Source organism: Pseudarthrobacter sp. L19 (assembly GCF_050859435.1).
Lineage (GTDB): Bacteria > Actinomycetota > Actinomycetes > Actinomycetales > Micrococcaceae > Arthrobacter.
Genome location: NZ_CP193935.1, coordinates 2,065,380 through 2,078,576, shown reverse-complemented (window position 1 = coordinate 2,078,576; position 13,197 = coordinate 2,065,380). Strand labels below are relative to the sequence as shown.

General features: G+C 69.7%; 13 protein-coding genes and 1 pseudogene. 6 read left to right on the top strand and 8 right to left on the bottom strand.

Annotation, left to right across the window (positions count from 1 at the left end; genetic code table 11):
* Nucleotides 1-146: 146 nt before the first annotated feature.
* Both ACRQ5B_RS09880 and ACRQ5B_RS09875 read right to left on the bottom strand, forming a co-directional pair.
* Nucleotides 147-836, bottom strand: a complete 690-nt coding sequence (locus ACRQ5B_RS09880; protein WP_432393574.1) for a LuxR C-terminal-related transcriptional regulator — start codon at nt 834-836, stop codon at nt 147-149.
* On the bottom strand, nt 833-2,206 hold the full coding sequence (locus ACRQ5B_RS09875) for an ATP-binding protein (protein ID WP_432393572.1): 1,374 nt from the start codon (nt 2,204-2,206) through the stop codon (nt 833-835). Before ACRQ5B_RS09875 ends, ACRQ5B_RS09880 begins: the two co-directional genes overlap by 4 nt.
* A gap of 125 nt (nt 2,207-2,331) precedes the next feature.
* On the opposite strand from ACRQ5B_RS09875, the gene ACRQ5B_RS09870 reads away from it, so the two are divergent.
* From ACRQ5B_RS09870 to ACRQ5B_RS09850, 5 genes are all read left to right on the top strand, one after another.
* A complete protein-coding gene (locus ACRQ5B_RS09870) occupies nt 2,332-3,930 on the top strand; it encodes a PspC domain-containing protein (protein WP_432393570.1) in 1,599 nt (532 codons plus the stop codon).
* A 1-nt stretch (nt 3,931) separates the two neighbouring features.
* Entirely contained in the window at nt 3,932-4,207 is a 276-nt protein-coding gene (locus tag ACRQ5B_RS09865; RefSeq protein WP_377973191.1) for a hypothetical protein, read from the top strand.
* A 3-nt stretch (nt 4,208-4,210) separates the two neighbouring features.
* Nucleotides 4,211-4,465 carry a PspC domain-containing protein gene (locus tag ACRQ5B_RS09860; protein WP_290255953.1) on the top strand — a complete coding sequence of 85 codons (255 nt, stop codon included), beginning with the start codon at nt 4,211-4,213 and terminating at the stop codon, nt 4,463-4,465.
* A 169-nt stretch (nt 4,466-4,634) separates the two neighbouring features.
* Nucleotides 4,635-5,660 carry a 6-phosphofructokinase gene (locus tag ACRQ5B_RS09855; protein ID WP_432393568.1) on the top strand — a complete coding sequence of 342 codons (1,026 nt, stop codon included), beginning with the start codon at nt 4,635-4,637 and terminating at the stop codon, nt 5,658-5,660.
* Nucleotides 5,661-5,715: 55 nt separating this feature from the next.
* A complete protein-coding gene (locus ACRQ5B_RS09850) occupies nt 5,716-6,426 on the top strand; it encodes a GNAT family N-acetyltransferase (protein WP_432393566.1) in 711 nt (236 codons plus the stop codon).
* A gap of 73 nt (nt 6,427-6,499) precedes the next feature.
* Here the strand turns inward: ACRQ5B_RS09850 and ACRQ5B_RS09845 are convergent, their stop codons facing one another.
* The 6 genes and pseudogenes from ACRQ5B_RS09845 to ACRQ5B_RS09820 all read right to left on the bottom strand — a co-directional run bounded on the left by ACRQ5B_RS09845 (nt 6,500) and on the right by ACRQ5B_RS09820 (nt 11,994).
* Nucleotides 6,500-8,068, bottom strand: coding sequence for a DHA2 family efflux MFS transporter permease subunit (locus tag ACRQ5B_RS09845; protein ID WP_432393564.1), 1,569 nt, complete (start codon nt 8,066-8,068; stop codon nt 6,500-6,502).
* 75 nt (nt 8,069-8,143) lie between these two features.
* The gene (locus tag ACRQ5B_RS09840; RefSeq protein ID WP_432393562.1) at nt 8,144-8,551 is read right to left on the bottom strand and encodes an ankyrin repeat domain-containing protein; all 408 of its coding nucleotides are present in this window, start codon (nt 8,549-8,551) and stop codon (nt 8,144-8,146) included.
* Nucleotides 8,548-9,630: a YgfZ/GcvT domain-containing protein gene (locus tag ACRQ5B_RS09835; RefSeq protein ID WP_432393560.1), complete on the bottom strand. Its 1,083-nt coding sequence runs from the start codon at nt 9,628-9,630 to the stop codon at nt 8,548-8,550. Before ACRQ5B_RS09835 ends, ACRQ5B_RS09840 begins: the two co-directional genes overlap by 4 nt.
* Before the next feature lie 22 nt (nt 9,631-9,652).
* Nucleotides 9,653-10,386: pseudogene (locus tag ACRQ5B_RS09830) on the bottom strand (flavodoxin family protein).
* 73 nt (nt 10,387-10,459) lie between these two features.
* Nucleotides 10,460-11,080 (bottom strand): FABP family protein, encoded by a 621-nt coding sequence (locus ACRQ5B_RS09825; protein ID WP_432393559.1) that lies wholly within the window; start codon nt 11,078-11,080, stop codon nt 10,460-10,462.
* 179 nt (nt 11,081-11,259) lie between these two features.
* Complete coding sequence (locus ACRQ5B_RS09820; protein WP_412883781.1) at nt 11,260-11,994, bottom strand: permease; 735 nt, start codon at nt 11,992-11,994, stop codon at nt 11,260-11,262.
* Nucleotides 11,995-12,338: 344 nt separating this feature from the next.
* On the opposite strand from ACRQ5B_RS09820, the gene ACRQ5B_RS09815 reads away from it, so the two are divergent.
* A complete protein-coding gene (locus tag ACRQ5B_RS09815; RefSeq protein WP_290255962.1) occupies nt 12,339-13,037 on the top strand; it encodes a winged helix-turn-helix transcriptional regulator in 699 nt (232 codons plus the stop codon).
* Nucleotides 13,038-13,197: the final 160 nt, after the last annotated feature.

Sequence of the window (13,197 nt, the reverse complement as noted above, 5' to 3'; positions counted from 1 at the left end):
CAGCCAATCGAGCGACGCTCCCTCACATCCTTCCGGGACGTGAGGGAGCGTCCGCTCTAACCCTGCCTAACGTGAGGGGGCGTCCGCTTTAACCCGGCCGTACCTGAGGGGGCGACGGGTTTCATGTCACCGGATCTGAGGGAGGGTTATAGCAGGCGGCGTTCGGCGGCCCAGCGGGTCAGTTCGTGGCGGCTGGAGAGCTGGAGCTTGCGGAGCACTGCCGAGACGTGGGTCTCCACGGTCTTGATGGAGATGAACAGTTCCTTGGCCACCTCCTTGTAGCTGTACCCGCGCGCGATCAGCCGCATCACCTCGAGTTCGCGGGCCGAAAGCCGGTCCAGTTCGTCGTCGGCAATGTCCGAGGGTGAGGTCCCGAAGGCGTCCAGCACGAAGCCGGCGAGCCGCGGGGAGAAGACCGCGTCCCCGCCCGCGACGCGGCGCACGGCGTTGCTGATTTCGGCGCCCGAGATGGACTTGGTGACGTAGCCGCGGGCGCCGGCGCGGATCACGGAGACGACGTCCTCGGCGGCGTCGGAGACGCTCAGGGCCAGGAATCGGGTGGTGCCCAGCAGCGCGGCGCAGCCGGCCAGGACGTCCCGGCCGCCGCCGCCGGTCCCGCCCGGCAGGTGCACGTCGAGCAGCACCACGTCCGGCCGGGCCTCGCCGATGACGCGCACCGCGTCTTCGACGGTGGCGGCCTCCCCGACGACGGCGATCCCGGCGTCGAGGTCCGCCTTCAGGCCGGAACGGAAGATGGCGTGGTCGTCCACAATCACCACCCGGGTGGCGGGGACGGGGGATCCCGCGGGCAGGGGGCTGTCGGGCTGGCTGGTCATGGCGTGTCCTTCATGGTGCTGCCGACGGGTGTGGGCCGGAGTGGTTCGGGAGGCGTGGTGGTGGACGGCGGCGGTGCGGCCGCGGCCGCGTCGGGGACCAGGGGCAGGCTGAGCCGGACCTCGGTGCCGTCCGGGTTGCTGACGATCACGGCCGTTCCGCCGTGCCGCCGCATCCGGCCGATGATGGATTCGCGCACGCCCAGCCGGTCCGCGGGGATGGCGGCCGGGTCGAACCCCGGGCCGCGGTCCTTGACGAAGATTTCCGCGGCCGCGCCGGTGGCTTCGAGGTATACGGAGACGGGACCGCCTCCGTGCCGGGCGGCGTTGAGCATGGCCTCCCGCGCGGCCATGACAAGGGCCTCCAGCCGTCCGGTCATGGCGCAGTCCCCGACGCTGACGACGTCGACGGGCTGGCCCAGAGCGTCCTCCACCTCCGCGGCGGCGGCCAGGAGGGCGTCCGAGAGCTGCCCCTCGTCCCGTTCCGCGTTGCGGTACAGCCAGCCGCGGAGTTCGCGCTCCTGGGCCCGGGCGAGGCGGATGACGTCCTGTTCGTTCCCGGCCCGGCGCTGGATCAGCGCGAGGGTCTGCAGCACCGAGTCGTGCAGGTGGGCGGCGATCTCGGCCCGTTCCGTGGCGCGGACCCGGCCTTCCCGCTCGGTCTCGAGGTCGCGCCAGAACTTCAGCCCCCAGGGCAGCAGCACCAGAGCAACGCCGCCCAGGACCGCCACCGAGGCCAGGAGCGCCAGCCAGGTCTGCTGCCACGATCCGGAGCCGGAGACCATCACCAGGACCCCGGCCACCACCAACGCCAGGCCGGCCGCGAGCCGTGCCCAGCCGCCGGCCTGGTTTGCTTTGGCCTTGTCCATGATCCCGGTGCGGCGGGTCTCATCCAGCTGCATCCAGGCGATGGCCGCGCCGCCGAGGATCGCGGCCACGGGAATCAGGGTGCCCAGCGGGACGTCCAGCCCCAGGAGCCGCGCCACCAGGATCCCGGCGGCCAGCAGCAACCCGACGCCCAGGAGGATCTCTTTCCCGTAGGGCATCCCGGCGAGCCGGAAGCGCCACGGCTCCCCGGCGGTGGCCGTGTTTCCTTGGGCCTCCGGGGACTCCACGGGGGCGCTCACGGCCGGGGCGATGGGCGACGCCGGACGCCGGGCGTTGCGGCGGGCGCTCTCGTCCGCCGTCGGCACCATGATCCACAGCCAGGCGTAGAACGCGACGCCGGCGCCGCCGGCGAACGCGGCAACCACCATCCCGGCGCGGACCATCTGCATGGGCCAGCCCAGGTGGCGGGCAAGCCCCGCGCAGACACCGGCAATCATGCGGTCGCCGCCGCGGGTCAGCGGTGGGCGGAGGGGCGCGGTGGTCATGGATCCATCCAAGCACGGCAGGGGCCTTCCGGAGGCGGTTCACGGCCCGAACCGGGGGCCGGTCAGGGACCGGTCAGGGGTTTCCCCAGTAGAGCGGACGGTCCCGCCGGCGGGAGGATCGAACTATGAACACGCACCCTGACCCCGATGAGGTCCCGGCCGCCGGCAGCCAGCCGGACGGCCGTCCCGCCACTGACCCGGCGGACAGCACGGCGGTCCCCTCCGCACCGTCGCCTTCCGGCCCGTCGCCTTCCGTCCCGTCGCAGGCCTCCTCGGCGGAACCGGACGGCGCGCCGCGGTATGCGCCGCCGTCGTACACCCCGCCGCCCTACACCCCTCCGCCCGGTGGCACCCCGCCATACACGCCTCCCCCGGGGCCGCCTTACTCCGGCGACCGCCGGCCGGCCGGGTCCCAGCAGAACTTCTTCGACTGGATCCGCAGCCACGGCATCCACCGGGGCCGCGAGCGCTGGGTGGCCGGTGTGGCCAGCGGCATCGCCCAGCGGCTGGGCGTCGATCCCCTGATTGTGCGCGGGATCCTGATTGTCCTGACGGTCTTCGCCGGCGTCGGCGTCCTGCTGTACGGGCTGGCCTGGGCCCTCCTGCCCGAACCCGACGGCCGGATCCACGTCCAGGAGGCGGCCGCCGGACGGTGGAGCACCGGTATGACCGGCGCGCTGATCACCACGCTGATCGGCTTCCCGAGCCTGGGCAACGGGGTCTGGGGCTGGGACCGGTACGGTTTCGGAGCCGTCGTGTGGACTGTCTTCTGGGTGGGCGGGGCGATCTACGCCTTCTATTACTTCTCCCAGCGGGGCAGGACGCGCCGGCCAGCCGACCCCCACGGCGGCGCGTTCACGCAGCAGGATCCGGCGGCAACCGGCCCGGCCCCTGCCAGAACGGCGCCGCCCGCGACCGGCACCCCGGCGGGTTTCCCGTCGGGTGGCACCCCGCCCATGGGCGCCTATCCGGCCGCCTCGTATCCCACCACGACCTACCCCACCGGGCCCGACTACACGGCGGCGCCCGCTGCCCCCGCGCCGGGCCGTAGCGCAGACCCGTCAGCATATGCGCCGGTGCCCGCTCCGAAGGTCCGGGCCACCGGTCCCGGCGCCCCCGCCGTCGCGGTCACGACCGGCCTCGCACTCCTGGCGGGTGGCGGGCTCAAGGCACTCGACGCCGTCCACGCAATCAACCTCGGACCGGCCGGCAACGCGGTGGTCTGGGCGGTAGGAGCCGCCGTCCTGGGCCTCGGCATCCTGGTCTGCGGCCTGCGCGGCCGCGGCGCCGGCATCCTCAGCTTCTTCGCCGTGGTGGCGCTGGTCACCGGGGCGGTCTACGGCCTTATCCCGAACGCGGACCGGGCACGGTTCCAGAACGTCGACTGGGCGCCCACCACCATCGGGCAGGCCGCCGACGGCTTCGACATCACCGGCGGCAGCGGCACGGTGGACCTGACCCGGCTGGACCTGAACGCACCGCTGAGCTCCGACGTCGTGGTGCCCCTGGACGCGACCGCCAGCAACATCACCGTGCTGATTCCGCGTAATATCCCCGTGCAGATCCGGGCGGACCTGACGATGGGAAACCTCAACGACTCCAACGGCAACCACGGCGGCATGACCAGCCAGCAGAGCGACTACAACACGGACGTCGCCGGATCCCGCCTGGTCATCAAGGTCTCCGGCACCCTGAGCAACATCACCGTGAAGGAAGGGAACTGACATGAGCAGCTACGACCCGGGAACCACCCCGGACGGCACCCCGTTGGTCACGGAGAACGCACCCGCCAGTGAGGGCGCCCGGGTGGGGACGGTGGTGTGGGGGTTGATCGTGCTGGCCCTCGCCGCGCTGATCATCATTTCCCGTCTGGGCCTGGTGGTCCTGAACGGGACCTACGTCCTGATCGGCCTGATGATCGGGGCCGGCGCGGCCCTCGTGATCGGCGGACTGGTCTCCGCCCGCAAGCGTGACAAAGCCACTACTACAAGGAAGTCTTAATCCATGGAAAAGTTCTTCAGCATTGTCCGGGGCCTCGGCCTGCGCCGGGGACCGCAGCGGTGGCTCGGCGGTGTCTGCGGCGGCATCGCGGCCAGGCTCAACGTGGACGTCGCCTACGTCCGGATCGCGTTCCTCCTCTTCGCCCTGCTGCCGGGCCCGGCCTTCGTGTTCTATCTGGCCGCCTGGGCCCTCCTCCCGGACCAGCAGAACGCCATCATCGCCCAGACGTTCCTGGAGCGCCGCGCGAACCGCCCCTGACCCCGGCTCATGACTGACGCTGCCCCCGCCACTGCCTGTGGCGGGGGCAGCGTGCGTCCGGGCCCCCGGGACCGGTTTGTGTCCTGCCCCACATCCCCGGCTAAACTTCTTGGTGAGCTCAGCGTGGCGCTCTGCCCGTATACCTTCAAACCAGGATTTGAGCCCAGATATGAAAATTGGAATCCTCACCAGCGGCGGCGACTGCCCCGGACTGAACGCCGTCATCCGTGGCGCCGTTCTCAAGGGCATCGCGGTCCACGGCCACGAGTTCGTGGGATTCCTGGACGGCTGGCGCGGCGTCGTCGAGGGCGACATCATCGAGATTCCCCGGACCATGGTCCGCGGCATCGCCAAGCAGGGCGGCACCATCCTGGGCACCTCCCGCACCAACCCGTTTGAAAACAACGGCGGCCCCGACGTCATCAAGGCCCACATGGACCGGCTGGGCATCGACGCCATCATCGCGATCGGCGGCGAGGGCACCCTCGCGGCCGCCAAGCGCCTCACCGACGCCGGCCTCAAGATCGTCGGCGTCCCCAAGACCGTCGACAACGACCTCGACGCCACGGACTACACCTTCGGCTTCGACACCGCCGTCGAGATCGCCACCGAGGCGATCGACCGGCTGCGGACCACCGGTGAATCGCACCACCGCACCATGATCGCCGAAGTCATGGGCCGGCACGTGGGCTGGATCGCCCTGCACGCCGGCATGGCCTCCGGCGCCCACGCCATCCTCATCCCCGAGCAGCAGGCCTCCATGGAGCAGATCACCGAATGGGTGGTCTCCGCCCATGAGCGCGGCCGCGCACCCCTGGTGGTCGTCGCGGAGGGCTTCGTCCCCGAGGGCCAGGAATCGCCGCACTCCGAGCGCGGGCTGGACACCTTCGGCCGGCCCCGGCTGGGCGGTATCGCCGAACTGCTGGCCCCCGAGCTCGAGGCCCGCACCGGCATCGAAACCCGCGCCACGGTCCTCGGCCACATCCAGCGCGGCGGCGTCCCCACTGCTTTCGACCGGGTCCTCGCCACCCGCCTCGGCATGGCGGCCATCGACTCTGTGGTGGAGGAGCGCTGGGGCACCATGGTCTCGCTCAACGGCACGGACATCGTCCACGTCGGTTTCGAGGCGGCCCTGGGCAACCTCAAGAGCGTCCCGCAGCACCGCTACGAGGAAGCCGCCGTCCTCTTCGGCTAAGCCGCCGCAGCCGCGCCCGGCCGATGCCCGCTACGGGTCTGGGTAGGGTTGAACCATGACACTCACGCCCGGCTCCGCCGACATCATCCAGCTCGCGTGGGCCCGCCGCTTGGGGCTCGACGACGGCGCGTTCGCGGCCTCCGGCGGGCAGCGGATCACCCGCGTCGTCGACGATGCCCGGGCGCTTCAGTTCGTTCGGCTGTTCGGCGGCTCGGCCCTGGTGGGACCGGGTTGGGCGTTGGAAGCCGCCGAGGCCTACTCCGACGAGGAGCTGGCCCAACACGTGACGCTCCTGACGATCACCCGTGCCCGGGGCGGCCACGGCCTCGGGGCCGCTGCCCTTTTCTTCGCCGATGACCTGCCCCTGCGGCAGCCTGCCGAAGAGCTCACCGTCTCCCACGGCAACCCCGAGGCCATCGAACTCGAGGGCCTGTGCCCGCCGGATGATGTCAACGAGGTGGGCCTGGCGGACCTGGAAAACCGGTTCACCATCATGCACGTCGAGGACGGCCACCGCTCCCCCGTGGCCTGCGGCGCCTACAGCGAGTGGGAGGGGATCCTGGCGCACCTTGGTGTCCTGGTGGCCCCCGAGTGGAGGCGGCGCGGGCTCGGGACGCTCGCAGCCTCGATCGCCGCCCACGAGGCCCTCGCCTCCGGGTTGACCCTGCAGTGGCGTGCCGATGTCAGCAACAAGGGCTCGCTGGCCCTGGCCCGGAGCCTGGGCTTCACCGCCGGCGGGATCCAGACCAGCGTCCTGCTGGGCTAGAGCTGCCTCTGCGGCCCCGGCCCCTCAGGGCCGCTCGACGGGGCATCCCATCGAGCGGCCCGGGCGTATCGCCTTAGACCTGCCGGGCTTCCACGCCCTCGGCCACGGCGTCGCGGGCCTCCTTAGCGGGCTCCGCCATCGCAGACTCCGACGTCGGCTTGGATTCCGTTGCCGGTGCCGTCCACGGCTGGGTGACCTGGGGCTTGGCGAAGAACAGCGCCACGGCAGCGCCGAGCAGGATGACGACGGCGGGCAGCAGGATGGACTGGCCCATCGCCGTCGAGAACCCCTCATGCAGCTGCGGCGGCAGCGCGCCGCCAAACGCCATGGGGCTGGCCTTGCCGGCCGATCCCGGCGCCGCGGGAAGCTCTGCGGCCAGCCGGGACTGGATCAGCACGGCGATCGCGGCGCTGCCCAGGACCGCGCCGATCTGGCGGGTGGTGTTGTAAACGCCCGAGCCGGCGCCGGCCTGCCGCGGCGGCAGGTTCCGCGTGGCGGTGGAACTCAGCGGAGCCCAGATCCCGGCGTTGGCGAAACCGAGGACGGTGCTGGGCAGCAGGAACAGCCAGATGGGCGTGTCCGGGTGCATCAGCGTGGAGTTCCAGAACAGGGCCACGGACATCAGGACCAGACCCGTAGCGGTGATGTACTTCGGGTTGACCCGGTCGATGATACGGCCGACCACCGGGGCCAGACCGCCGGAGATAACGGCCATGGGCACCATCATCAGCGCCGACTGCGTGGGCGTGAGGCCGCGGACCACCTGGTAGTAGAAGATCAGGGGCAGACCGAACCCGGTGACCGTGAAGCCAACCGAAGTGATGGCGATATTGGCCAGCGAGAAGTTGCGGTCCTTGAACAGGCCCAGCGGCAGGAGCGGCTCACCCTTGTTGAAGTGCTGCCAGAGGACGAAGCCCACGAGCACGATGATGCCGGCAATGATCAGGCCCCACACGGTGATCGGGCCGCTGATGGTGCCCCAGTTGTAGGTCTCACCCTCCTGGATGCCGAACACCAGCAGGAACAGGCCGACGGCGCTCAGCAGCACGCCGGGGATGTCGAACTTGTGCGGGTGGGTGCCCAGCGCCGGGACGAAGCGGGAGGCCAGCACGAAGCCGACGATCCCGACCGGAATGTTGATGAAGAAGATCCATTCCCAGCCAAGCCCGTCCACCAGGACGCCGCCGAGGATAGGGCCCACCAGGGTTGCGACGCCGGCGGTGGCGCCCCAGATGCCCATGGCGGCACCGCGGCGGTCCGGCGGGAAAATCCTGGTGATGACGGCCATGGTCTGCGGCGTCATCAGCGCGGCGCCGAGGCCCTGCAGCACGCGGGCTGCGATCAAGGTCTGGATGTCGCCGGAGAGCCCGCACCAGAGTGAGGCAAGGGTGAAGACCACCAGGCCGGTGAGGTAGAGCCGCTTCGGACCGAATCGGTCGCCAAGGCGTCCGGTGATCAGCAGCGGAACCGCGTAGGCCAGCAGGTAGGCACTGGTCACCCAGATCACCGAGTTGATGTCGGCGTTGAGTCCTTCCATGATCTTCGGGTTGGCCACCGAGACGATGGTGGTGTCGATCAGGATCATGAAGAACCCAATCACCAGGGACCAGAGGGCCGCCCAGGGCCGCGCTACGTTTTCCATCGGTTCTTCCTTTAGGTGCTTACTGCCGGGGTGAAGGTGGAGCGTTGAGACTACAGCCGGGGTGGGACAGCCACTTCAGCGCAGCAGTGCGAGGATCTCACTGCGCGCGAACATGGTGGCCGCGTCCCGGGCGGTGGGGCTGCCAGCGTCGGGGTCTGCGCCGGCGTCAACCAGCGCCTCGACCACGTCGCGGTAGCCCTTGAAGACGGCGCCGGCCAGCGGGGTCTGGCCGCGGTCGTTGGCGGTGTTGACGTCCCCGCCGTGGCTCAGGATCAGCCGCACCGTCTCCGCGTGGCCGTGATAGGCGGCCAGCATCAGGAGGGAATCGCCGGAGGCGGTGCTCAGCGTCGCGGGGGCGCCGGCGGAGAGGTATGCCGCCAGAAGCGCCGTGTCGCCCTCCCGTGCGGCGTCGAAAAGCCGGTGCGCGAGGTCGACGGCGTCCGCGTCCGGGGCCTGCGTGGCTGAATGCTGTTCGCCGGTCATCGGGGGCTCCTGAGGAATCCGGTCTGCCGGCCGACGACCTGGCCCGCGTCGGGCGCGACCACGAGTTCCTGGGCCGCGGGGTACGTCTCGGTGCCGTCGGCGACGGTCAGGACCTGCGCCGGATCGGCGGAGCGCTTGATCACCGCGAGGGCCACCGGGCCCATTTCGTAGTGCTGGCCCACCGAAGTCACAGTGCCGACCTTCTTGTCCCCGGCGAGCACGTCACTGCCGACGGCGGGCAGCGTGTGCTGGGACCCGTCGAGCTGGAGGAACACCAGACGGCGGGGCGGGTGGCCAAGGTTGTGGACGCGGGCGACGGTTTCCTGGCCCTTGTAGCAGCCCTTGGCCAGGTGGACGGCCGTGCGCAGCAGGTCCAGTTCGTGCGGGATGGTCTTCTCGTCGGTCTCCGCACCCCAGCGCGGACGCCAGGCGGCGATGCGCAGCGCCTCGGCGGCGAGGGTACCGGCGAGGGGGCGCTCCCCTACTGTGGCTTCAAGCTCCGCTGCGGGGACCAGGTATTCGAACCACGGCCGCTCCAGCCCGGGGTGCTCCTGCTCGGCCACGACGGCGTAGGAGTACCCTCCGGCGCCGACGTGCGGCCAGGGATCCTCCCAGACGGTCAGGCGGTCCCATTCGGGGACAGCCCGGGTGCTGCCCAGCACGGCCCAGTCCGCGGACACGTCGGCGATCTCCACACGGAGCATGAACTTCATCCGGTTCAACCACTCTGCCAACGGGGCGGCCTCCGCGGCCTCGACGATCAGCCAGGTGGTGGCGCCGTCGTCGACGACGCGGGCATCGAACTCAATCCGGCCCTGCACGCTGAGCAGCAGCAGCTCGGTGGACTGGCCCGGGGGCAGTGCCGTGACCTGCTGCGAGGAGAGGGTATTGAGCCAGCTCAGGCGGTCGGGTCCGGTGACCGTGACCACCCCGCGGTGGGATAGGTCGACGACGGCGGTGCCGGCCGCCAGGGCGCGCTGCTCACGCAGGGGCTCGCCGTAGTGGGCGGCGACGCCAGCGTCGGGTCCGGCGGCTTCCACGGCTCCGGGGCGCGACAGCAAAGGGCTCTTGGTGCTCATATGAAGTAGAAGTCCTCTGCCCTCAGCGGTATTCCGGATTTTCGAAGTCAAAACGGGTGCCCGATTTCCAAGCCTCGGGCAGGTTGCCGTAGGCGGGGATACCACCGGCGTCCTTGAGCATCCGGGCCAGGTGCAAAAGGTTCCAGGTCATGAAGGTGGCGTTGCGGTTGGTGAAGTCGTTCTCCGGGCCGCCGGAGTCCTCGTCGAGGTAGCTGGGACCGGGTCCCACGGCGCCGATCCAGCCGGCGTCGGCCTGGGGCGGGATGGTGAACCCGATGTGCTGCAGGCTGTAGAGCACGTTCATGGCGCAGTGCTTGATGCCGTCTTCGTTGCCGGTGATGAGGCACCCGCCGACCTTGGGGTAGAACGCCCACTGGCCACGGGAGTTCAGTTCGCCGGAGTGGGCGTAGAGGCGTTCGATGAGTTTTTGGTCTGCGAGCTGTTGTCGCCCAGCCAGATGGGGCCGGCGACGACGACGATGTCCGCGTCCCGCACCGCCGGGTACAGCTCCGGCCACGCGTCGCTGGACCAGCCGTGCTCGCGCATGTCCGGGTACACACCGCTGGCGATGTCGTGGTCCACGGTCCGAATGACCCGGGTGGCGACGCCCTGCTTCTCCATGATCCGGCGGCTGACCTCGATCAGCCCGTCCGTGTTGGAGGTTTCCGGAGACTTCTTCAGTGTGCCGTTGAAGAAGACGGCGGAAAGGTCGTCGTAGCGGCGCTTGCCGGCTTCGCTGGTCTGCGGATCCTTCATGGCTCTGCTCCCTGATTTATATGCGGACTTGTGGAAAGCCGGCGGCGGGGAGCGGTCCCGGGCAGCTGCGCTGTCAGCCGACCTTGCTGAGGATGGCGGAGGCGTGGGCCTCCAGGCCGCTGCCGCCGTCGGTAGCCTGGCTCTTTCCGGCTGCAACGTCCCACCTCCAGAGGAGGTTCCCGTCCACCAGTCCGAAGATGCGGGTGGCCGCGGTGTAGTCCTTGGAGTGGCTGCCGCGCATCACCAGGTCCGTGCTGAGCTGGATCTGCGGCCCCTTGATCTGGCCGTAGTACAGCTCGGAGATGCCGCCCGGGTGGGCGATGGAGACGGAGATGTCGAACCCGCCGTCGGCGTTGCGGAGCTCCTCGACCTCTTCGGCGCTCTTGAAGACGGGGACGATGTCGGCCGGGATCAGGCCGGGACCGCCGTCCTCCTCGCGCTGTTTCCGGTCGAGGGCCCAGAAGCCGGTCTCCACCGTCAGCGGGCGCAGCTTGGTGCCCTCGTCATCCGTCAGCCACGATTCGGCCCGGTACTGCAGGTAGGGCAGGCCGTTGTGGGTGAAGGAGACGTGCTGCAGGAAGTGCTCGGAATCCTCGTCGCCGGCGCCGAGCCGGCCGCGGCCCTCCCACTCACCAATGAGCCAGGACAGCGGAACGATTTCGGGCGTCAGATCGGTTGGGATCTCAATGGGCACGGCGATGACCTCTAAAGCGACGGTTTCCGGGCGGTTGCGGGGTGGTGGTTACTTCTGGCCCTTGAAGAGGCGGTAGACCACGAATCCGGCGAACCAGGCCATGGACAGACCGGCCACGGCAAGCAGGACAAGGAAGAAGATTTCAAATGCAAGTACGGACATGATGACATCCTAACGCGTTAGTGGATGAGGAGTTTATCGATGAAGTAGGCCAGGGATCCGACGGCTGAGACGGGTCCCAGCCCCATTCCAAGGACCGCGGCGAGGTTTAGGGTTTCGCCGCGGATGATCACGAGGCGGCGGAAGCTGACCAGCACGGCGCCGACCACTATTCCAACCAAGGCCGCGGGCACCACGGCGATGTTCGAGATCGCCAAACCCGCCAGCGGTCCGGCCAGCCCGGCCCCCACAATGCCCAGCGGCGCCACCACGCGGTCCGGCCAGCGGATCAGGCCGGCCGCCAGCGCGATCGCCGCGCTGATGGCGGCGATGAGCAGCATCTCCTTGACTCCGTTGAACCGCGAGCAGGCGATCCAGCCTGCGCCGAGGCAGGAGAGCAGGACGCCGGCGCAGGAGCCCAGGGTGGATTCGAGCCGCTGCGCCTGGCCGGTCCCGCGGATCAGCTGCATGACGAACACCGCCATCACGCCGGCGGCGATGAAGGCCGGGGTCCAGGCGAGGAATGCCGGGCCTGGCAGGTAGGTTGCGGCCACCGCGGATCCGATCCCCGGCAGCCCGATCAGCGCGGCAAGGGTCTTTTTGGCCGGGATGCCCAGGAAGTGCGGCCATCCGAAGCCCACGAGGGCTGCGGTCAGCACGGCGACGGCCAGCAGGACCTCCGGGGTGGAGTAGGCTCCGGCGACGATTGCGGCGAGCCCGGCCAGGCCGATAACACCGACGCTCCAGGACTTCATGCGCTTCTTCCCAATGCGGTTCTCCCCCGTGCGGCTCTGTTGACTGCCGTGTTGGCTGCTCTGTGGACTGCGGTTCTTTCCGCGGCGGTTCTCCGGTCAATCCTGCCCTATATGAACGTTGTGTGTCGCAGCAGCGGGCGCGGCAAGCCGCGAAACCGTGCCCGTTGGAGGGCGTTTGGGTATACTCAGAGCCTCAGCTACGCTCCCCCGGCCGGCCCCACCCAGGGCTGCACCAGACTTCAAGCAGGGCTCCGCACACCGGAGTCCGGACCGGGAGTCCAGTACCGGCCGGTGAAAGCCCGGCACAAACGCCCAACGATGCGCGGACACCCCTTGGAGGAACCATGTCGCACATCCTGTTATTGACGAACAGCACCGGCTCATCGGTGGACGTCCTGCCTGCGCTTGAGTTGCTCAACCACCGGGTCCACATCCTGCCGGCGGAGCCCACGGCACTGCTCGAGACCGACCCCTGCGACATCGTCCTGCTCGACGCCCGCAAGGACCTGGTGGGCGCCCGCTCCCTGACCCAGCTCCTGAAGGCCACCGGCCTCAGCGCCCCGCTCATGCTGATCCTCACCGAGGGCGGCATGGCCGCCGTTTCCTCCGCCTGGGCCGTTGACGACATCCTGCTCGAGTCCGCCGGACCGGCCGAGGTGGAGGCCAGGATCCGGCTCGGCATCGCCCGCGCCATGCCGGACCAGGACGACACCCCCACCGAGATCCGCGCGGCCGGCGTCGTGATTGACGAGGCCAGCTACACCGCCCGGGTCAACGGCGCCGTGCTGAACCTGACGTTCAAGGAATTCGAACTGCTGAAGTACCTGGCCCAGCACCCCGGACGGGTGTTCACCCGCCAGCAGCTGCTCACCGAGGTCTGGGGCTATGACTACTACGGCGGCACCCGCACCGTGGATGTGCACGTCCGGCGGCTGCGCGCCAAGCTGGGAGCGGACCACGAGAACCTGATCAGCACCGTACGCAACGTCGGCTACCGGCTCACCCTGGCCCGGCAGCCGGACGAGGAACTCTCCGAGGCGTAGCCCCTCGGCGCGGCTGTAAACTCCGCGACAGAACGCCGGACCATAGCCAGAAACAGCAAAGGCCCCGGACCATCAGGTCCGGGGCCTTTCCTGTGCACCTTCGGGCGCTTTCGTGGAGGACATACGGGTCGAACGTATCGAGGCCACCCCACTGGTGGAT